We start from the raw sequence: 20219 nt of genomic DNA, 5'->3' as shown, positions 1-20219 counted from the left end.
ATCAGCCACGCCGTCGCGGCCATGTCTCCGTCGCTCGGCCAGCATGTCCCGCTGGGCGCGGATGTGCGCACGGTTGCCGCGCCCGACCCCGCGGTGGCCGGTTCCGTAGAGCAGGTGGGCGGCTTCTTTGAAGAACAGGTCCGAAACGCGATCGCGGATATGAAACGACATGGCATCCGGCCGGCGGCGCTGCTGGTCGACACGATTTTCTCCAGTGACGGGGTATTTGGCGAGCCCGCGGGCTTTCTTGAAGGCGCGGCTGCTGCGATCCGCGAGGCAGGCGGCCTGTTCATTGCCGATGAGGTGCAGGCCGGCTTCGGCCGCATGGGTTCGCATATGTGGGGCTTCCAGCGCCACGGCCTGGTGCCCGATCTGGTCACGATGGGCAAGCCGATGGGCAACGGCTATCCCATTGCCGGCGTTGTCGCCCGCGCCGAGGTGCTGGAGCGCTTTGCCCGCGAGGCCCGCTATTTCAATACGTTCGGAGGTAATCCCGTAGCCTGCGCGGCGGCCATGGCGGTGCTCGACATTCTGCGCGACGAGGACCTGCTGGCCAATGCTCTGAATGTCGGAAGGCATATGAAGGCAGGTTTCGAGGCGCTCGGGCAAAAGTATCGGGCGATCGGGGGCGTGCGGGGGCAGGGGTTGTTCGTCGGGGTCGATATCGTCGATGCCGAAGGTCATCCGGACCCGAAGCTCGCCGGCGACCTTGTCAATGAACTGCGTCGTCGCCGGGTGCTGATCAGTGCTTCGGGGCCGCTCGGCAACGTGCTGAAGATCAGGCCTCCGTTGCCCTTCTCCACCGCTGATGCCGATGAGCTGACGCAGTGCTGTGATCTGGCACTTGCCCATATCGGCGCGGCCTGATCCCGCCTTTCAATCCGGAACCGGCCTTCCGGGCCGCCGTCGTATTATTTCAACCTCGAGGTCAACATGTCCAGACTGAATTCAACCGCCGCGCGCGACATCGCCCATCAGCTCCATCCCTACACCAACGCCGTGCGCCATGCGGAGACGGGACCGATTGTGATCGAGAAGGGTGAAGGCATCTATGTTTTTGACGACGAGGGCAACCGCTACATTGAGGCCCTGGCAGGGCTTTGGAGCGTGGCGGTCGGCTTCGGTGAGCGCCGTCTGGTGGATGCCGCCGCGCGCCAGCTTGAGAAACTGCCCTATTACCACACCTTCGCCCACAAGTCGCATACGCCTTCGATCGACCTTGCCGAGAAGCTTGCGTCGATAACGCCGGCAGGACTGAACCATGTTTTCTTCACCAACTCCGGCTCGGAAGGCAACGATACCGTCATCAAGCTGGTGTGGTATTATAACAATGCGCTTGGCCGTCCCAACAAGAAGAAGTTTCTCGCCCGCACACAGGCCTATCACGGTGTCACCGTGGCGGCTGCCAGCCTTACGGGCCTGCCCAACAACCACCGCGATTTCGATTTGCCGGCGATACCGGTAAGGCATCTGACCTGCCCGCATTTCTACCGCTTTGGCCTGCCCGGCGAGACGGAAGCCGAATTCGTGGACCGGCTGGCGGGCGAACTGGAAACCGTGATCGCGGAAGAGGGGGCCGATACCATCGCCGCCTTTATCGGTGAGCCGCTGATGTCCGCCGGCGGTGTGATCCCTGCCCCGGCCGGTTACTGGCAGAAGGTCCAGGAAATCTGCCGCCGCCATGACATTCTCGTTGTTGCCGATGAGGTCATTACCGGCTTCGGGCGCCTGGGCACGCCGTTCGGTTCCGATTATTACGGCATTCAGCCGGATCTGATGACGCTGTCCAAACAGATCACGTCTTCCTACCAGCCGCTCGCAGCGGTGATGATCTCCGACGACGTGTATAATGTCGTAGCGGAGAACAGTGGAAAGATCGGCACTTTCGGTCATGGCTATACGGCATCTGGCCATCCGGTCGCGACAGCTGTCGCTCTGGAAAACCTCGCCATCATCGAAGAGCGGGACCTTATCGGAAACGCGGCCCGCATGGGTGAGATCATGCAGCAGCGTCTGGGGGAACTGCGTTCGCACGAACTCGTGGGCGAGGTGCGTGGAGCCGGCCTCATCGCCGGCGTGGAACTGGTTGCCGACAAGGAGACGAAGGCATTCTTCGAGCAGCGCGGCAAGGTCGGCGCTTATGTCTTCGCCCGGGCGCACCAGCACGGGCTGATCGTGCGCAACATTCTCGATACGCTGGCCTTCTGTCCCCCGCTCATCATCACCGAGGCGGAAATCGACGCCATGGTCGCGGCTTTCAGGCGCACCCTGGATGACACAGCGCGCTGGATCGCGGCTGGCCAGCCGGCCGAATAAGGCCGCACGCCCGGGATTGCAGCAGCGCCCGGCAGGGCGCTGCTTTGGGGAACACTCAAGGAGGAAACACCGATGGCGGGCGAGAATGTCGTAAACGCCGATGATCTTCAGGCCGACGGATCGAAGATGCAGGTCTCGGCGACGGAGGTTGCGATCGAGATCATCGGCATGCATAAGTGGTATGGCGAGTTTCATGTGCTGAAGGACATCAACCTGAAGGTGATGCGCGGCGAGCGCATCGTCATCTGCGGTCCTTCGGGCTCGGGCAAGTCAACGATGATCCGCTGCATCAACCGGCTGGAGGAGCACCAGAAGGGCAAGATCATCGTCGATGGCAAGGAGCTTACCAACGATCTGAAGAAGATCGATGAGGTGCGCCGCGACGTCGGCATGGTGTTCCAGCACTTCAACCTGTTCCCGCACCTGACCATTCTGGAAAACTGCACGCTGGCCCCGATCTGGGTTCGCAAGGTTCCGAAGAAGGAGGCCGAGGCGACGGCCATGCACTATCTGGAGCGGGTGAAGATCCCCGAGCAGGCGCACAAATATCCCGGCCAGCTCTCGGGCGGCCAGCAGCAGCGCGTGGCGATCGCGCGCTCGCTGTGCATGAAGCCGAAGATCATGCTGTTCGACGAGCCGACCTCGGCGCTGGATCCGGAGATGGTGAAGGAGGTTCTGGAAACCATGGTCGGGCTTGCCGAGGAAGGCATGACGATGCTGTGCGTGACGCATGAAATGGGTTTCGCGCGTCAGGTTGCGAACCGGGTGATCTTCATGGATCAGGGCCAGATCGTGGAGCAGAACACGCCGGTCGAGTTCTTCGACAACCCCCAGCACGAGCGCACCCGGCTGTTCCTCAGCCAGATCCTGCATTGAGAGTTCCATCATGGGCGACAGCACACTGAAAATCGCGGTGATCGCCGGGGATGGTATCGGCAAGGAAGTCATGCCGGAGGGGCTTCGCGTTCTGGAGGCAGCGGCCGCAAGATTCGCGATAGACCTGCGCTTCGACATCTTCGACTTCGCCTCCTGTGACTATTATCTCCGGCACGGCCGGATGCTGCCGGAAGACTGGAAATCACAGATAGGTGGTCACGACGCCATCTTCTTCGGCGCGGTCGGCTGGCCGGAAACGGTGCCAGATCACGTGTCGTTGTGGGGCTCGCTGCTTCAGTTCCGCCGCGAGTTCGACCAGTATGTGAACCTGAGGCCTGTGCGCCTCATGCCCGGCGTTCCCGCGCCGCTGGCTGGCCGCAAGCCGGGCGACATAGATTTCTATATCGTGCGTGAGAATACCGAGGGTGAGTATTCCTCGATCGGCGGGCGCATGTTCCCCGGCACCGAGCGCGAGGTCGTCATCCAGGAAACGGTGATGAGCCGTATCGGGGTCGACCGCATTCTTCGCTATGCCTTCGAGCTGGCGAACCGTCGGGAAGCCCGGCACCTGACTTCGGCGACCAAGTCCAACGGCATTTCGATCACCATGCCCTATTGGGACGAGCGTGTGGAAGAAATGGCCGTAAGCTATCCCGAAGTGCGATGGGACAAGTATCACATCGATATACTGGCCGCGCAGTTCGTGCTCAATCCGGATCGCTTCGATGTGGTGGTCGCGTCGAACCTGTTCGGCGATATTCTGTCCGACCTCGGTCCCGCGTGTACCGGCACAATCGGCATCGCGCCTTCCGCAAATATCAATCCCGAGCGGAAGTTTCCTTCGCTGTTCGAGCCGGTGCACGGATCAGCACCTGATATTGCGGGCAAGGGCATCGCCAATCCGGTCGGCCAGATATGGACCGGAGCGATGATGCTGGAGCATCTGGGGCGGCATGAAGCGGCAGCGGCAATCGTGCGCGCCATCGAGCGTGTTCTTGCCGAACCGGCGCTGCGTACGCGCGATCTCGGTGGACCGGCCGATACCGCTACCTGCGGTAAGGCCATTGCCGACGCGCTCGCCAACTAGATCGCCGTGCGTCCGTTCGGACGCACAAAGGACGATCTAAATCATTGATGGAGCATCGGAATAACCGAAAGCCGGATTCCAGTTTTCGGTCCGATGCTCCGGTCGGCAAGTGCAGCGCGGCGGAGATGGGAGGCACTGGTATGCAGCGATACGGTTATGAGAATCTGCTGGAATTTTCGACGAGGTTGCTCGCCGCGGCGGGTCTTCCTGAGGACAGGGCAGGGCTCGTCGCCTCGCTCTTCCTCGAAGCCGATCTTCTCGGCTATTCGACGCACGGCCTGCAACGCCTCCCAACCAATGTCGAATGGCTGCTGAACGGCGAGACCAGAAGGGATGGCACGCATCGGGTCGTCGCATCGGGGCGGTCCTGTGAAACCTGGGACGCTGCATTTCTTCCCGGGCCATGGATCACGGCTCTGGCCGTCGACCGGGCCTGCGAAATGGCCGAGGAAGCCGGGATTGGCACTGTGGCGGTGCGGCGCGCCCAGCATGTGGCATGTCTGGCCAGCTATCTGGAGCGCGCCACCCGGCGAGGAATGATGATCATGATCACCGCCAGCACGCCCACCGAAGCCGTGGTCGTTCCACATGGCGGGCTGACGCGCGTCTTTTCCTGCAATCCCATCGCTGCCGGCATACCCACCGATCGGGACCCCATACTGATCGATACGACGGCGGCCATGTCGGCACAGGGGCCGCTCAACAGAAGCTACCGGCTTGGCCGGAAGCTGACGGTTCCCATGATCGTGACCGGCGACGGGCAGGTGAGCGCCGAGCCCGCAGATTTTGTCGAGCGCGGTGGTGGCATCCTTCCCGTCGGAGGAATGGAGCAAGGCTACAAAGGGTTCGGTCTCGCCCTTCTCACGGAAGCGTTGTCGGGTGCTCTTGGCGGCTTCGGCCGCTCCGGACAAAGCGGCGACAGCGAGGCGAATGGCGTGTTCGTTCAGGCTATAGATGCCGACCACTTTGCCGGGCGCGAGACATTCACAAGGGAGATGGGCTGGCTGGCCGATCAATGCCGGGCCAGTGCCATCGCGCCGGGCCATGAGCCGGTTCGCGTTCCGGGTGATCGTGCTCTGGCTCTCAAGCGGGACCAGCTCGAAAACGGCGTGATGCTGGCCGCGACAATCGCAGATGACATCCGCCCCTGGGTCGCCAGACTGGGAATTCCATTTCCTGAGCCTGGCATGTCATCTCAAACTTGAATTGTTGACTCCTGTTAAAAGCTGTTCCATGCCGCTCCTGATTGTTCCTCTGGACGGGATGCGGACGCCCGCTTCCTCCGGCACCTCGCAGGGCGAAACTGGCATGGACGCGCGTAGCGAAGAGTTCGAAGAGCTCTATCTCGATGAGCGACCGGGATTGCTGAGGCGGGCCGCGCGTCGCCTCGGCTCTGCGTCCGTCGCAGCCGATCTGGTGCAGGATGTGTTCCTGCGCCTTTGGGAGAGAGGGCCGCAGCCGCTCCACAACGATACTGCCTATCTTCGCCGGTCGGTGAGCAACGCCATCGTCGACCATATGCGGGCGGAGCGTGTCCGCAACGACTACGTCGAGGGCATCGTGCCGGAGCAATATGCGGCTCCTGCGCCAACCCCGCTGGATCACGTGGAGCCACGAGACCAGATTCGCCGCCTCGATGCACAAATCCGCATCCTGCCTGAACGGACGCGGCACATCTTCCTGCTGAACAAGGTTCATGGCTGCACCTATTCCGAGATTGCCGAGGCAATGGGGATTTCCAGAAGCGCTGTGGAGAAGCACATGGCCCGGGCGATGCTGACGTTTGAAAGCATCAGGGAGCAATGAGCCGTCAGGTGAGCCGAACGTGGACCTTTTCCGGTTCTGTCAGCTAAACTGGTTACGCAAGCCTGTATCGCGAACCGGTATTTTTCATTTTAGAATGGGCATTCACCCATGGCCAGACGCCAGGCGTCACAGACCCAGTCCAGCCCTGACCGGATCGAGCGGGAGGCAATTGCCTGGTTCACGCGCATGAACGGGGAGCCCACTGCGGCCGATCGCCGGGATTTCGAGCGATGGCGCACCCGGGATTCCTTTCATGACAAGGTCTACCGGCAGGTCGTTTCAACATGGTCTGCTGCGGATGGACCGAGCGAGACGGTTGCAGGGGAAGAGGCTGAAAAGCTCGAAGCCTATCTGGAAGCCATCGCCAGGGCACGAAAGCGTCGCCGCCGGGTCAATGCCGGGATTGCCACCTGCTGTGCGCTGCTTGCGTTTGTCGTGGGCGCCAACATATGGCTGAACCACCCCAGCATGATCCAGAATCTTCAGGCCGATCACCTGACCGAACGGGGCGAGCGCCGCACCATCGCGCTTGCGGACGGCTCATCCGTCCTTCTCGACGCCGACAGCGCAATCACCGAAAGCATCGATGCGGCAGGACGACGTGTGGAGTTGCTGCGCGGCATGGCCTATTTCGATGTGGTTTCCTCTTCCGTGCCCTTTATCGTCCGGGCGGGGGACGGTGAGACGCATGTGAAGGGGACGGCCTTCTCGGTCGAGATCAGCGACGATGTCATTGTCACCCTCGCAAGGGGCAAGGTGGAGGTTGCAGCGAAAGCAGCCCCCCGCCCCTCTGTGCTCAGGCCGGGGCAGAGCGTGAGATATGGCAGTGCCGGAATCGGGGCCGTTGAGGAGGTTCTCGTCGATGAGGCGCTGGCATGGCGGGATGGCCGGCTCATGTTCGATAATGCCCGTCTTGACGAGGTTGTGAGACACATCGGTCGCTATCGCGGCGGACGTATCGTGCTTCTGGGCGCCTCGCTTTCCGCTTTCCGTGTCAGCGGCAACCTGCCGCTGGACGATCCTGATGCTGCGCTTGCTTCGCTTCAGGCGACGGTCGGCTTTCGCATGACAAGCGCGGGGGGCCTTGTGATTATAGGCCCGTAATGGGTCCCGGTCGGAATGCCCCAGAATCGGGTGAATTTATTCACTATTGAAATCAATAGCTTCCCATTTTTCAGGAAGCTTGCCACATTTTTCCGATGTGTGTCCGCGCCCTCTCAAACGTGAATTGTCCGGCTTCAGCACCAATGAGAGAGAAATCCGGTACAGATAAGCGCCCTGCAGGAACGGTGATCAAGGACATCCGCCGGGCCACCCGCAAGCAGTATGGAGCGGAGGAGAAGATCCGCATTGTGCTGGAAGGGTTGCGCGGCGAGGAGTCGATCGCGGCGCTGTGGCGACGTGAAGGTATCGCCGAGAGCCTGTATTACAACTGGTCGAAGGAGTTTCTCGAAGCCGGCAAGAAGCGGCTGGCCGGCGACACGTCGCGTGCCGCCACGAGCGACGAGGTGAAGCTGCTGCGCAAGGCGGCGCGCGATCTCAAGGAGGTCGTCGCCGAACGGGCGCTGGAGTTGCGGATTCTGAAAAAAAGCATGATCGCGGATGGGGCGACGACGAATGAGATACCCCGCATCCGAAAAGCTCGAGATCATCAGGATCGTCGAGCAATCGCATTTGCCGGCGCGGTGCACACTGGGAAAGCTCGGCATCCCCCGCGCCACCTTCCACCGCTGGTATGACCGGTTCAGGGAAGGCGGTGTCGATGCCCTGGAGGACGGCCGGCCACGACCAAAGTGGGTCTGGAACCGCATCCCCGAGGCGGTGCGCGAGCGGATCATCGACCTTGCTCTCGACAGATCGGAACTGTCGCCACGGGAACTCGCGGTGATGTTCACCGACACCGAAAGCTATTTTGTCTCCGAGGCTTCGGTCTACCGCCTGCTCAAGGCCCACGACCTGATCACCAGCCCAGCCTTCATCGTCATCAAGGCGGCCGACGAATTCCAGGACAAGACAACGGCGCCGAACCAGCTCTGGCAGACCGACTTCAACCACCTGAAAGTGATCGGCTGGGGCTGGTTTTATCTGTCGACCATCCTCGACGACTTCTCCCGTTACATCATCGCCTGGAAGCTGTGCACCACCATGCGGGTCGAGGACGTCACCGATACGCTCAACCTGGCGCTCGCAGCATCAGGCTGCGACAGCGCCAGAGCCGCGCAGCGGCCGCGGCTGCTGTCCGACAACGGCCCATGCTACATCGCCAGCGGTCTGGCCGAGTGGCTCGCTGACCAAAGCATGGAACATACCCGTGGATCGCCCAGCCATCCCCAAACGCAGGGCAAGATCGAGCGCTGGCACCAGACGCTGAAGAAGCGCATCCTGCTGGAAAACTACTTCCTGCCCGGCGATCTCGAAGCCCAGATCGGTGCCTTCGTCGAACATTACAACCACCGGCGCTGTCACGAGAGCCTCGACAATCTCACACCGGCCGACGTCTACTTCGGACGCGGCCAGATCATCCTGTTGCAGCGAGAAAGGATCAAGCGAAAAACCATCGAACAGCGGCGCTTGCAGCACCGCAAGGCCGCAGCCTAAAATGCCAATCGAGATGGGCCAGAGCCTCCGATAAATCAGCTCGCCAATTGTCTCAAAATCCCTGACGACGGACAAGAAACTCCTTCGACCAGTTGTAATACAGGCTCTCGGCGATACCTTCACGTCGCCACAGCGCCGCGATCGACTCCTCGCCGCGCAACCCTTCCAGCACAATGCGGATCTTCTCCTCCGCCCCATACTGCTTGCGGGTGGCCCGGCGGATGTCCTTGATCACCGTTCCTGCAGGGCGCTTATCTGTACCGGATTTCTCTCTCATCTTCGCTTCTTTGAAAGGCTACGATGAAACAGAAATCCTCCCCTCTCAGTTAAGCCGATTTTGTCTCATTGGTGCTGAAGCCGGACACACGAGCGTACTGGCACAGTGATGATGCTTCTGGCGCGTTTGATATGCCTGAGGAGATTTCTCTTCATAATCCAGGCCAAGGGCGCAAACGGCAACAACCGAGCTGCATCTCGCAGACTATCAATACGAGGCGCTGCTTGCCAGCTTTGGTAATCTAGCGCTCACATCCTGTCCGCCGCGCCGCCATCCGCTCAAGAGCCAGAAATCCGTCGTGGATCAATACGGCGATTGCCGCCACGATCAGGCCGCCCTGCAGGACGAAGGCGAGGTTGTTGGAGAGCAGTCCGGCGATGATGACCTCGCCCAGCGTCTTTGCGGCAACGGTGGAGCCGATGGTCGCGGTGGCGAGGCTGATGACGACGGAGAGGCGGACGCCCGCGAGGATCACCGGCAGAGCGAGCGGCAGTTCCACTTTCATCAGCCTTTGGGCCGGTGTCATGCCAGCGCCGCGCGCTGCCTCCACCACATTGGCGGGCAGGGTGGTGAGCCCGGTCAGCGCGTTCTCGAAGATCGGCAGAAGCCCGTAGAGGAACAGCGCGATCAGCGTGGGCTTTTCGCCGAACCCGACCGCCGGCACGGCCAGCGCCAGCACCGCCACCGGCGGGAAGGTCTGGCCGATATTGACGAGGCTGCGCGACAGCGACAGGAACTCGGCCCCGAACGGGCGCGTGACGAGGATCGCCAGCCCGACCGCGACCACGATCGCGCCAAGCGTGGCGATGGCGACGGTGCGCAGGTGCAGGAGCGTCAGCTTCAGCAGGTTGCCCTGATTGTAGATCGCCGGCGCGTTGTTCTCGGTCAACGGCTTCAGCAGGGGCTCGAACCAGCCGGGGCTGGCCACGAAAGCGACCAGCAACGCCAGAAGCGCCAGCCGGGCAAGTGTCGGCAGCCACTTCATGCCCGTCCTCTCGTATCTGCGCCGCTCATGCGGGACACGCCGCCCGCCGGACCAGACCGTCCACGGTCACCTTCCCGATCAGCCTTCCGTTGGCCGCTTGCACCGGAAGGGCCGTTCGCCCGGACCACAGAAGCTCGGCCAGCGCGTCACGCTGGCTGGCGTCGGCGGCGATGGGCTCGCCTTCGGCCCGGCCTTCCTCGACCGCGTCGCCGACCCGGCCAAGCGAGAGCAGCCGGAACGGCTTTTCGCTGGCGCCCACCAGCGTGTCGACGAAGGTGCTGGCAGGATGCGCCAGTATCCGGTCCGGCGTGTCGTATTGCAGCAGCCTGCCGCCATCCATCACGGCGATGCGGTCGCCCATATGAACGGCTTCCTCCATGTCGTGCGTGACCAGCACGATGGTGGTGCCGAGCCGCTTCTGGATCGCCAGCAAATCTTCCTGCGCCTTGTTGCGGATGATGGGATCAAGCGCGCCGAACGGCTCGTCCATCAGAAGCACGTTCGGCCCCGCGGCCAGCGCGCGGGCGACGCCGACGCGCTGCTGCTGGCCGCCGGAAAGCTCGTGCGGATAGCGGCTGGCGAACTCGGCCGGATCGAGCTGGAACAGGCTCATCAGTTCCTCGACACGGGCCCTGATGCGCTCAGTAGCCCAGCCGAGCAGCAGGGGTACGGTGGCGATGTTCTCCGCCACCGTGCGGTGCGGGAACAGGCCGTGGCCCTGAATCACATAGCCGATGGAGCGGCGCAGCTCGTAGCCGGGCAGCGAGCGGTTGTCCGTGCCGTCGAGCCGGATCACCCCGTTTGTCGGCTCGACCAGCCGGTTGATCATGCGCAGCAGCGTCGTCTTGCCCGAGCCCGAGGTGCCGACGATGACGGTGATGGTGCGCGGCTCGATGACCATCGAGACGTCGTCCACGACCGTGGTTTCGCCATAGCGCTTGGTGATGCCTTCGATCTCGATCACGACGGGACCCCGCTTTTCCGGATGGAGGTGAGTTCGACGATGGCGTCGAGGACGATCGCGGCCGCGAAGGCGAGCGCCACGGTCGGCAGCGCGCCCAGCAGCACGAGGTCCATCGCCATCTGGCCGATGCCCTGAAACACGAACACGCCGAACCCGCCGCCACCGATGAGGGCGGCGATTGTGGCGAGGCCGATGTTCTGCACCAGCACGATGCGGATGCCGGTGAGGATCACCGGCAGGGCGAGGGGCAGTTCCACGCGAAAGAGTCGCTGGCGGCCGGTCATGCCCATGCCGCGTGCCGCGTCATTGGCCGCGCGCGGCACGCCGGCAAGCCCGACCACCGTGTTGGCCACCACGGGCAGCAGCGAATAGAGGAACAGCGCGAGGAAGGCCGGCGCCGTGCCGATGCCGCGAATGCCGAGCGCGGCCGCGCCGGGCACATGTACCGCGATCCAGCCGAGCGGCGCGATCAGCAGCCCGAACAGGGCGATGGACGGGATAGTCTGAATAATGTTCAGCACATTCAGGACGCTTGCCTGCAATGCGTCCACGCGATGGCACAGGATGCCAAGCGGCAGCCCGACGATCACGGCGGCGGCCAGCGAGCCTAGCGCCAGCGTCAGGTGCCTGGCGCCCTCAGTCCGGAAACTGTCGGCGCGGCTGGCATATTCCCTGAGGATGGAAAGGCTGTCCCAACTGCCCGATGCGAGCAGCAGGCCGAAACAAGTGGCGGCGCCGGCCAGCGTCAGCATGCGCGCCCATGGCGACAGGGCGAGGCGCGTCAGCACATCGGCGAGCAGCAGCGTAAAGGCGAACACCAGCAGCCAGAACCCGTGCGCCGGGGAGACGCGGGCGTAAGTGTTGTCCTGCGGCGTGAGGAAGGAGCCCGCCACGCCGATCAGCACGGCAAGGGCCACAAGCGCTGTCAGGCTTGCGCCGAGGCGAAGCATCAGCGGCGTGCGCAACAGGGCGATGAGCGCGGCGGCGGTCACGATGGCCATCAGCGTCCAGCCGGCGGTGAGCGGCAGGGATTCCAGCATGGAGCGCGCCTCGCCGGGTACGATGCGGTTGGCGCGGAAGGTGGTGAAGGGCGCGACAAGGCAGGCATAGGCGGCAATCGCGGCGATCACTGCGCCGAGCTTGTCGAACCTTGTGCCCACCGCCCCGTCCTGCTCTTTATTGCAGGAAGCCGTTCTGCTTCAGGAAATCCTCGGCCACCGCCTTCACCGGCTCGCCGCCAACCTGCACGCGGCCGTTGAGGTCCTGTAGCGTGGTGAGGTCGAGCTTTGCGAACACGGGCTTCAGCAACTCCGCGATCTGCGGGTTCTGCTTCAGCACCTCCTCGCGGATGACGGGTGCCGGCTGGTAGACCGGCTGCACATGCTTGTCGTCCTCAAGCACCACCAGACCGGAAGGCGCGATGCCGCCATCGGTGCCGTAGACCATGGCCGCATTGGCCCCATTGGTCTGGTTGGCGGCGGCGGCGATGGTGGCGGCGGTGTCCCCGCCGGAGAGCGTGATGAGCTGCTCGGGCTTCAGCGTGAAGCCGTAGGTGGTCTGGAACGCCGGCAGGGCCGCGGCCGAATTCACGAATTCGGACGAGGCCGCCAGCACCACCTGCCCGCCGTCCGAGACATATTTGCCGAAGTCCGAAAGCGTGGCGAGGTTGTTGGCCTCGGCCACGTCCTTGCGCAGCGCGATAGCCCATGTGTTGTTGGCGGGGGAGGGGCTCAGCCACACGATCCTGTTGGCGTCGTAATCCAGCTTCTTCGCTTCCTCATAGGCCTGTGCGGCGTCTTTCCACACCGGCTCGTCGGCCTTCTCGAAGAAGAAGGCGGCGTTGCCCGTATATTCGGGATAGATGTCGATCTCGCCGGCGAGGATCGCCTTGCGCACCACCGGTGTGCCGCCGAGCTGGATGCGGTCGCTGGTCTGGATGCCGCTGGCGTTCAGGACGAGCTGGATGATGTTGCCGAGCACGCCGCCTTCCGTGTCGATCTTGGACGACACGACGACCTGTGCGCTCGCGGATGCGACGGAAAGGCCGAGCGACAGGGCGGCCACGGCCAAGGTTCTGATCGGAAACATTGCAAGGAAACCCCTCTTCTGGACAGGTGGCTTTCACCGGTAAAGCAAATGTAACGCAACAACCCTGCAAGGGTTTCATGAAAATCGCGCCGCCGCTCTTGTCTCCTGACAATTCGATGGCCCGGGCCTGAGCCCTCAATCGCGCCCGCGCCATCGATCGTTTGATGGAAACACCCGAGGGAAATCCGGCGGATCCGGAACATGTCGACACGGAGGCGGTCAGACTATGGGCAACGGATTCAACAAATAACCCTCAGAGATTCCCGATGGGACAAGGTAAGCATCGAACCGGGGAAAAGTTGATCCTGCTGCCAGACCAAACTTGAGGTCAGCGGCGCGGTACAACAGCGAAAGAGCTGGTACAGAGGCTTGATGCTTGAAATTTCTAAGACCAAGGGGGAGGGCGATAACGTACCATTCTCGAGTGCGTCGTGGCTATCTTGATTGACCTTCCTGATCGTCAGGCTTCGCAATTTTCTCAACTTTGCCTGATCAACGAGAATGAGTTCAATTCCATACTGAGCACGACTGAGTGAATCGCTTGACTTGAAACCTCGCTGCCAGCGTCAAGCATCACAATCTTGAACACTTGATGAGCCATCGCGGAAACTTTCACGAAAACACTTGGCGGAGAGCTTCTTCAATCTCCTCAAGTGCGAGAGGATACGGCGAAGGTCGTACCTAACGCGCAGGAGGCAAAGCAGCCCGATGGCGCGCAGGAAACCAAGAGGCTGTTCACACTTCATGGACGCACATGGACGACATATCGGGACGCTGCAGCAAAGCGGTTAGGCGTGAGTGCGGCCAGCTATTCCAGTGGCAGGACTTCCGAGCGCTTGACCTGTCCCAGAGCGAAGCTTGTCTCGATGGAGGCGATGTTTTCGAGTCGTGTCAGCCTGTCCTTTATGAAGCGCTCGTAGGCTTCGAGGTCGGCGGCGACGATGCGCATCAGATAGTCGCGCTGGCCGGTCATCAGGTAGCAGTCGAGCACTTCCGGCCAGCGCGAGACGGCTTCCTCGAAACGGTCGAGGTCTTCCTCCCTCTGGCGTTCCAGCTTGATCGAGGCAAAGGCACTGATCGGAAGGCCCACCTTCTTCTGATCGACGATGGCCGCATATCCCTTGATGACGCCGGCATTTTCCATAAGCCGTATCCGCCGTGCACAGGGTGACGGCGACAAGCCGACACGGTCAGCCAGTTCGCCAACTGAAATCTTCCCATCCGCCTGCAGGGCCCGCAGGATTTTTCGGTCTATGGCATCGATCTGTGTGATTGGCATGAATCACCAATTTTGACGTTATTAGTAAGGGAGGCAGCTATCATTGGTCGTCAGAGAGGGCAAGATTAGCCACAATCGCTCCTGATGACGCTCTATTCTCTCCGCAGTCTTACGGGAGGAATCACCATGCACGACGTGAAAATGCTGAGCGAGCTGGAGCGCAAGGTTTTGTGGCTCTCCACATGGATGATTCACAACGCCAACCACCTGCGCGAGAGTGATGACGGCCTCAAGGTCGGCGGCCATCAGGCCTCATCCGCGTCGCTGGCGACGATCATGACGGCGCTCTATTTCCATGTGCTGCGCCCTGAAGACAGGGTAGCCGTCAAGCCGCACGCCAGCCCGATCTTTCACGCCATTCAGTATCTGCTCGGCAATCAGACACGCGAAAAGCTGGAGAATTTCAGAGGCTACAAGGGCGTTCAGTCCTACCCCTCGCGAACCAAGGATGTCGACGACGTCGACTTCTCAACCGGCTCGGTTGGTCTTGGCGTCGCCCAGACGCTGTTTTCCTCGCTGGTGCAGGACTATGTCCACGCCAAGGGTTGGAAGGAGGGGACACCGGAAGGCAAGATGGTCGCTCTGGTCGGCGACGCCGAGATGGACGAAGGCAACATCTTCGAGGCGCTGCTGGAAGGCTGGAAGCACGGCCTGCGCAACACATGGTGGGTGGTCGACTACAATCGCCAGAGCCTCGACGCCGTGGTGCGCGAGGGGCTGTGGGCCCGCTTCGAAGCGATCTTCCGCAATTTCGGCTGGGATGTCGTCGTCATCAAGCACGGCAAGCTGCAACAGGCGGCCTTTGCCGAGCCCGGCGGCGACAAGCTGTGCGAATGGATCGACGCCTGCCCGAACCAGCTCTATTCGGCGCTCACCTTCCAGGGCGGAGCGGCATGGCGCAAGCGCCTGATGGACGATCTTGGCGATCAGGGAGCCGTCTCGAAACTGATCGAAGGACGCAATGACGAGGAACTGGCGGCCCTGATGGGCAATCTGGGCGGCCACGATCTGCCGTCGCTGCTGGAAGCGTTTGAGGAGGCGCGCACGCATGACCGCCCGGTCTGCTTCATCGCCTACACAGTCAAGGGGTTCGGGCTGCCGCTCGCCGGACACAAGGACAATCATGCGGGCCTGATGACACCGACGCAGATCGATAAACTGCGCACGGAGCTGGGTGTACGCCCCGGGCATGAGTGGGACCTGTTCGAGGGTCTGAAGGTCAGCGAGCGCGCCGCTCGTGCCTTTCTCAAGGAGGTGCCGTTCACCCGGCGCGGCCGCCGCCGTTATGACGCCGCTGAGGTTTCCGTGCCGGAGCGGCTGGAATTCAGCGCGCAATCAGCGATGTCGACCCAGCAGGGGTTCGGACTGGTCATGCATGAGATCGCAAAGTCGGACACGCCGCTTGCCGAGCGTGTCGTCACCACGTCGCCGGATGTCACGGTTTCGACCAATCTTGGCGCATGGGTCAATCGCCGGGGCCTGTTCTCGAAGGAGACGATGGCTGATCTGTTCAGGTCCGAACGCATACCCTCCACCTACAACTGGGCCTTCTCTCCGAAGGGTCAGCACATGGAGCTGGGCATCGCCGAGATGAACCTGTTCCTCATGCTGTCGGCACTTGGCCTGTCGCATTCGATTTTCGGCGAGCGGTTGCTTCCCGTCGGAACGCTCTATGACCCGTTCATCGAGCGCGGGCTCGATGCGCTCAACTATGCCTGTTACCAGGATGCGCGTTTCATGATCGTGGCCACGCCTTCAGGCGTGACGCTGGCGCCCGAAGGCGGCGCACACCAATCGATCGCCACGCCGCTGATCGGCATGGCGCAGGACGGGCTGGCCAGCTTCGAGCCTGCCTATGTCGATGAACTGGCCGTGATGATGCGATGGGCATTCGAATACATGCAGCGCTCCGGAGAGGCGGAGCCGGACAGTCTGACATGGCTGCGCGACGCCACCGGCGGCTCCGTGTATCTGCGGCTGTCAACACGTATGGTGGACCAGCTGAAACGGGAGATGACGCCCCAGCTTGAGAGCGACATCATCAACGGGGGATACTGGCTGCGCAAGCCCGGCCCCAACGCGCAGGTGATCGTTGCCTATACGGGCACGATGGCGCCGGAAGCCATAGAAGCTGTAGGCATGATGGGGGAGGATCGCCGTGACATCGGCCTGCTGGCGATCACGTCCGCCGACCGCCTCAATGCCGGCTGGACGGCGGCGCAGCGTGCCCGCGAGGCCGGCCTGAGCCATGCCAGCAGCCATGTCGAGCGGCTGCTTTCCGGCATCCCGTCCCATTGCGGTATCGTCACGGTGATCGACGGCCACCCGGCAACGCTGGGCTGGCTTGGTTCAGTCCATGGACATCGCACCCGATCGCTGGGCGTCGAGCATTTCGGCCAGACCGGTTCCATCGCCGATCTCCATCGCCACTATGGCATCGACGCGCGCGGCATTGTGCTGGCTGCTGAAGCGCTGACACCGGGAAAGCCGATCCGGAATCTGCGCGCGATCTGAAGAGAGGGTAGGTCCGCTCACCGCCTTCAAAAATGCTGCAGCCACTCCAAGGCTGCAGCATATGTCTGAAGTTGAGAACCCACGTTCCCGAAGATCATCAACGCTGGTCAACAGTGATGGCATCTTCTTGCATGTTGGCCTCGTTGTCCTGTTTGGTGAGCCTCTTCGTCATGCGTTGCATGTTCCTGCGATCGCCATGACCAATCAGCCTCTCAAGGTAAGCCGATCACATTCATCCCGCACGTGCTAACCTTCACCAGCACCTCGCCGGGCGCGGGTTTCGGTACGGCAACATCGGTGCGATAGAGGAGCTTGTCGAGGCCGCCATGACCGGTCAGCAGGACGGCCGCCAGGGTGTGGGGGAGGGGAGGTGTCATCGTTTCAGCCTAGCACGCTCTTCACCGCATCCGCCGTCTTCCCGACGATGGTGTCAGCTTCTTCCTTCGTCAGGCAGAGCGGCGGCGCGAAGCCCAGAATATCGCCCTGCGGCATGGCCCGGCCGATGACGCCGCGTTCGGCAAGGGCGGCCGCGATCTGGGGGCCGATCTTGTCGGCGGCATCGAAGAAGGTGCGGTCGTCGCGGTCTCTGACGAATTCGACCGCGGCGAGCAGTCCTTCGCCACGCACTTCGCCGACATTCCGGTGGCTGCCGAGCGCCTGTTGCAGCGCGTCCCTGAAATACGGGCCGACCTCGCCGGCGTTGATCACCAGATCGAGCTCGTCGATCAGTTCCAGATTGGCGACGCCCGCAGCCACGCAGATCGGATGGGCGGAATAGGTCCAGCCATGACCAATGGGGCCGAGCTCGTCCGAGCCCTTGACCAGACCCTCCCACATCTTCTCGCCGACGATGACGCCGGACAGCGGCGCATAGGCCGAGGTCAGGCCCTTGGCGATGGTGATGAGGTCGGGCCTCATGCCGTAATGGTCGGACCCGAACATCGAGCCCAGCCGGCCGAAGCCGGTCACCACTTCGTCTGCGACGAGCAAAATGTCGTATCTGTCGAGCACGGCCTGAATCTTTGGCCAGTAACCGGCCGGCGGCGGCACGATGCCGCCGGTGCCCAGAACCGGTTCGCCGATGAAGGCGGCGATGGTGTCCGGCCCTTCGGTGAGGATCAGCTCTTCCAGCTTGTCGGCGCAATATTGGGAGAACTGTTCTTCCGACAGCGAGCGATCTTCACGGCGGAAATAATAGGGCGCCTCCGTGTGCAGGATCGGCGCGCGGGGTAGGTCGAAGGCGTTATGGAAGGCGGCGAGCCCGGTCAGGGAGCCGGTCATCACGCCCGATCCATGATAGCCGCGCCAGCGCGAGATGATCTTCTTCTTCTCCGGCCGACCAAGCACGTTGTTATAGTACCAGATCAGCTTGATGTTGGTTTCGTTGGCATCCGAGCCCGACTGGCCGAAATAGACGCGGCTCATGCCCTGCGGTGCGCGGTCGATGATCATCTTGGCGAGCCGTATCGAGGCGTCTGTGCCATGGCCGACATAGGCGTGGTAATAGGCCAGCTCCTTCGCCTGCGCGGCGATGGCGTCGGCGATCTTCTGGCGGCCATAGCCGGCATTGATGCAATAGAGCCCGGCAAAGGCATCGATGCTCTTCTTGCCATTCGTATCCCAGACGGTGACGCCTTCGCCTCCGGCCATGACGCGGGTCGGGGTTTCGCCGCGCGCATGCATGCCCATATGGGTGGAGGGATGGAAGAAGTGATCGCGGTCCCAGGCGGCCAGTTCATTGGATTTGTCGAGCATGATGTTCTCCTTTGCAGTTTGCGCCGCCGCTGATCGGGCCGGTCAGGCCAGATCGAGGCAGACATATTTGAGGTCGGTGAAGGCTTCGATCCCGTGCCGCGAACCTTCCCGGCCAAGGCCGGATTGCCGCACGCCTCCGAATGGAACCGGCGCGCCGGTGATCCTGACGCGGTTGACGGCAACCATGCCGTAGTCGAGCGCGGCGGCCATGCGCCGCTGGCGCGCGCCATTTTCTGTCACCACATAGGCAACCAGCCCGTATTCGGTATCATTGGCGCGCCTGACGACCTCATCCTCGCTATCGAAGGGGGTGACGGCTGCGACGGGCCCGAAGGTTTCCTCCTGCATGATGACCGCATCGTCCGGCACGCCGGTCAGCAGGGTCGGCTGATAGAACAGCGGGCCGGCATGGTGACGCCTGCCGCCGCAGACGAGTTGCGCGCCCCGCGCCACCGCGTCCGCCACCTGCTCCTCGACCTTCGCCACCGCGCGCTCATGCATCAGCGGGCCGATGTCAGCATCGGGCGTCAGGCCATCCGCCACATTCAGCGTCTCGATGCGGCGGGCGAAAGCCGTGCAGAAGGCCTCGTATAGCGGACGCTCGACATAGATGCGGTTGGCGGCGAGGCAGTCCTGCCCGGAGGTGGCGAATTTGGCATCGAGCGCGATCTGCGCGGCGCGCTCGGGATCGGCGTCGGCAAAGATCACCAGCGGTGCATGGCCGCCCAGCTCCATCACCAGCCGCTTCATGGTGGCAGCGCACTGGCTGGCGATTTTGCGCCCAACTTCGGTCGAGCCGGTGAAGCTCAGCGCCCGCACGCGGCTGTCGGCGCACAGCGTCCCGACAATCGGCGCGGCGGCTCCGGTGACGACATTGAAAACGCCGGCCGGCAACCCCGCGCGCTCGCCCAGCTCGGCCAGCGCCAGCGCCGACAAGGGGGTCTGCGAGGAGGGATGGGCGACGATGGTGCAGCCGGCGGCAAGGGCTGCGGCGGCCTTGCGCGTCAGCATGGCTGAAGGGAAGTTCCATGGCGTCACCACGCCAGCCACGCCGAGCGGCTCGCGTCGAACCGACATTTCGGCGCCGGGCAGATGGCTGGTCACACCCTCTACATTCAGTCTTTTGGCTTCCTCCGCATACCACTCGATGAAGGAGGCGGCGTAGTCGATCTCGCCGCGCGATTCCTTCAGCGGCTTGCCCTGCTCCAGCGTCATCAGCAGGGCGAGATCGTCCCGGGCGGCGATGATCTGCTCATACCAGTTGCGCAGCAGGCGGGCGCGCTCCTGCGGCAGCAGCGCGCGCCATGCGGGAAACGCTTCCGCAGCCGCCGAAATCGCATCGGTAGTCTGGCTTTCGTCGAGCGCGGCGACGAAGGCGAGGCTGGCGCCGCTGGCGGGATCTGTCACCTCGAAACTGCTGGCCGTCCAGTGGCCGCCGACATAGGCGAGCTCGCGATAGAGCCGCCGGTCGCCCAGGCGGTCGAGCGCTTCGTGACGCTGCTGGCGGGCAAAGTGCGCGGACATGACATGGCCTCCCTGTGATGGGGAGAGTCTAGGCGCGGCTGGCGGAGAATGTGTCTGTTGGCGGGGTCGGTTGCAGAGAAAGTCTCTGTTTGAGACAGCGCACGCAGATCAATTCTCTGCACCCGATGCCTGTCGCCCGGCCCGCTTCGC

Annotated in this window: 15 protein-coding genes and 4 pseudogenes; 10 read left to right on the top strand and 9 right to left on the bottom strand. The window is 62.7% G+C overall.

Annotated elements, in window-relative coordinates; translation table 11 throughout:
• The 8 genes and pseudogenes from MIC97_RS24450 to MIC97_RS24415 all read left to right on the top strand — a co-directional run.
• Nucleotides 1–867, top strand: an 867-nt coding sequence (locus tag MIC97_RS24450) for an aminotransferase class III-fold pyridoxal phosphate-dependent enzyme (protein WP_239802484.1), incomplete at its 5' end; no start/stop codon positions are given.
• Between the two features lie 66 nt (nt 868–933).
• The gene (locus MIC97_RS24445) at nt 934–2316 is read left to right on the top strand and encodes an aspartate aminotransferase family protein (protein WP_239802483.1); all 1383 of its coding nucleotides are present in this window, start codon (nt 934–936) and stop codon (nt 2314–2316) included.
• Nucleotides 2317–2388: 72 nt separating this feature from the next.
• Nucleotides 2389–3192 (top strand): amino acid ABC transporter ATP-binding protein, encoded by an 804-nt coding sequence (locus tag MIC97_RS24440; protein WP_275592592.1) that lies wholly within the window; start codon nt 2389–2391, stop codon nt 3190–3192.
• A 10-nt stretch (nt 3193–3202) separates the two neighbouring features.
• Complete coding sequence (locus MIC97_RS24435) at nt 3203–4279, top strand: tartrate dehydrogenase (protein ID WP_239802482.1); 1077 nt, start codon at nt 3203–3205, stop codon at nt 4277–4279.
• A 140-nt stretch (nt 4280–4419) separates the two neighbouring features.
• On the top strand, nt 4420–5484 hold the full coding sequence (locus MIC97_RS24430) for an Ldh family oxidoreductase (protein ID WP_239802481.1): 1065 nt from the start codon (nt 4420–4422) through the stop codon (nt 5482–5484).
• 28 nt (nt 5485–5512) lie between these two features.
• A complete protein-coding gene (locus MIC97_RS24425) occupies nt 5513–6085 on the top strand; it encodes a sigma-70 family RNA polymerase sigma factor (protein WP_239802480.1) in 573 nt (190 codons plus the stop codon).
• Between the two features lie 108 nt (nt 6086–6193).
• Nucleotides 6194–7189, top strand: coding sequence for a FecR domain-containing protein (locus MIC97_RS24420; RefSeq protein ID WP_239802479.1), 996 nt, complete (start codon nt 6194–6196; stop codon nt 7187–7189).
• A 143-nt stretch (nt 7190–7332) separates the two neighbouring features.
• Nucleotides 7333–8683, top strand: a pseudogene (locus tag MIC97_RS24415) (IS3 family transposase).
• A 73-nt stretch (nt 8684–8756) separates the two neighbouring features.
• On the opposite strand, the pseudogene MIC97_RS24410 reads toward MIC97_RS24415, so the two are convergent.
• The 5 genes and pseudogenes from MIC97_RS24410 to MIC97_RS24390 form a co-directional block, all read right to left on the bottom strand.
• Nucleotides 8757–8960 (bottom strand): annotated as a pseudogene (locus tag MIC97_RS24410) (transposase); the annotation flags it as partial.
• A gap of 241 nt (nt 8961–9201) precedes the next feature.
• On the bottom strand, nt 9202–9945 hold the full coding sequence (locus tag MIC97_RS24405) for an ABC transporter permease (protein WP_239802478.1): 744 nt from the start codon (nt 9943–9945) through the stop codon (nt 9202–9204).
• Nucleotides 9946–9970: 25 nt separating this feature from the next.
• Nucleotides 9971–10909: an ABC transporter ATP-binding protein gene (locus MIC97_RS24400; RefSeq protein WP_239802477.1), complete on the bottom strand. Its 939-nt coding sequence runs from the start codon at nt 10907–10909 to the stop codon at nt 9971–9973.
• Nucleotides 10906–12069: an ABC transporter permease gene (locus MIC97_RS24395; RefSeq protein WP_239802476.1), complete on the bottom strand. Its 1164-nt coding sequence runs from the start codon at nt 12067–12069 to the stop codon at nt 10906–10908. Before MIC97_RS24395 ends, MIC97_RS24400 begins: the two co-directional genes overlap by 4 nt.
• Nucleotides 12070–12085: 16 nt before the next feature.
• Complete coding sequence (locus tag MIC97_RS24390) at nt 12086–12997, bottom strand: ABC transporter substrate-binding protein (protein ID WP_239802475.1); 912 nt, start codon at nt 12995–12997, stop codon at nt 12086–12088.
• Between the two features lie 544 nt (nt 12998–13541).
• On the opposite strand from MIC97_RS24390, the pseudogene MIC97_RS24385 reads away from it, so the two are divergent.
• Nucleotides 13542–13690 (top strand): annotated as a pseudogene (locus tag MIC97_RS24385) (IS3 family transposase); the annotation flags it as partial.
• 115 nt (nt 13691–13805) lie between these two features.
• On the opposite strand, the gene MIC97_RS24380 reads toward MIC97_RS24385, so the two are convergent.
• The gene (locus MIC97_RS24380) at nt 13806–14276 is read right to left on the bottom strand and encodes an Lrp/AsnC family transcriptional regulator (protein WP_239802474.1); all 471 of its coding nucleotides are present in this window, start codon (nt 14274–14276) and stop codon (nt 13806–13808) included.
• 126 nt (nt 14277–14402) lie between these two features.
• On the opposite strand from MIC97_RS24380, the gene MIC97_RS24375 reads away from it, so the two are divergent.
• Nucleotides 14403–16790: a transketolase gene (locus tag MIC97_RS24375; protein ID WP_239802473.1), complete on the top strand. Its 2388-nt coding sequence runs from the start codon at nt 14403–14405 to the stop codon at nt 16788–16790.
• 230 nt (nt 16791–17020) lie between these two features.
• Here MIC97_RS24375 and MIC97_RS24370 read toward each other — a convergent pair.
• From MIC97_RS24370 to MIC97_RS24360, 3 genes and pseudogenes are all read right to left on the bottom strand, one after another.
• Nucleotides 17021–17167: pseudogene (locus MIC97_RS24370) on the bottom strand (Zn-dependent oxidoreductase); the annotation flags it as partial.
• A gap of 4 nt (nt 17168–17171) precedes the next feature.
• On the bottom strand, nt 17172–18545 hold the full coding sequence (locus MIC97_RS24365; protein WP_239802472.1) for an aspartate aminotransferase family protein: 1374 nt from the start codon (nt 18543–18545) through the stop codon (nt 17172–17174).
• A 42-nt stretch (nt 18546–18587) separates the two neighbouring features.
• Nucleotides 18588–20069 (bottom strand): NAD-dependent succinate-semialdehyde dehydrogenase, encoded by a 1482-nt coding sequence (locus tag MIC97_RS24360; protein ID WP_239802471.1) that lies wholly within the window; start codon nt 20067–20069, stop codon nt 18588–18590.
• Between the last annotated feature and the right edge of the window lie 150 nt (nt 20070–20219).

The organism is Aquamicrobium sp. NLF2-7 (genome assembly GCF_022359935.1).
GTDB classification, from domain to species: domain Bacteria; phylum Pseudomonadota; class Alphaproteobacteria; order Rhizobiales; family Rhizobiaceae; genus Mesorhizobium; species Mesorhizobium lusatiense.
The sequence above is the reverse complement of the archived record's forward strand: the minus strand, read 5'-3'. Positions and strand labels throughout refer to the sequence as shown.

Bases quoted from the DNA above. Each gene is read 5' to 3' on its own strand.
- MIC97_RS24445 (WP_239802483.1), top strand. From the start codon at position 934: ATGTCCAGACTGAATTCAACCGCCGCGCGCGACATCGCCCATCAGCTC.
- MIC97_RS24440 (WP_275592592.1), top strand. From the start codon at position 2,389: ATGGCGGGCGAGAATGTCGTAAACGCCGATGATCTTCAGGCCGACGGA.
- MIC97_RS24435 (WP_239802482.1), top strand. From the start codon at position 3,203: ATGGGCGACAGCACACTGAAAATCGCGGTGATCGCCGGGGATGGTATC.
- MIC97_RS24430 (WP_239802481.1), top strand. From the start codon at position 4,420: ATGCAGCGATACGGTTATGAGAATCTGCTGGAATTTTCGACGAGGTTG.
- MIC97_RS24425 (WP_239802480.1), top strand. From the start codon at position 5,513: ATGCCGCTCCTGATTGTTCCTCTGGACGGGATGCGGACGCCCGCTTCC.
- MIC97_RS24420 (WP_239802479.1), top strand. From the start codon at position 6,194: ATGGCCAGACGCCAGGCGTCACAGACCCAGTCCAGCCCTGACCGGATC.
- MIC97_RS24405 (WP_239802478.1), bottom strand. From the start codon at position 9,945: ATGAAGTGGCTGCCGACACTTGCCCGGCTGGCGCTTCTGGCGTTGCTG.
- MIC97_RS24390 (WP_239802475.1), bottom strand. From the start codon at position 12,997: ATGTTTCCGATCAGAACCTTGGCCGTGGCCGCCCTGTCGCTCGGCCTT.
- MIC97_RS24380 (WP_239802474.1), bottom strand. From the start codon at position 14,276: ATGCCAATCACACAGATCGATGCCATAGACCGAAAAATCCTGCGGGCC.
- MIC97_RS24375 (WP_239802473.1), top strand. From the start codon at position 14,403: ATGCACGACGTGAAAATGCTGAGCGAGCTGGAGCGCAAGGTTTTGTGG.
- MIC97_RS24365 (WP_239802472.1), bottom strand. From the start codon at position 18,545: ATGCTCGACAAATCCAATGAACTGGCCGCCTGGGACCGCGATCACTTC.
- MIC97_RS24360 (WP_239802471.1), bottom strand. From the start codon at position 20,069: ATGTCCGCGCACTTTGCCCGCCAGCAGCGTCACGAAGCGCTCGACCGC.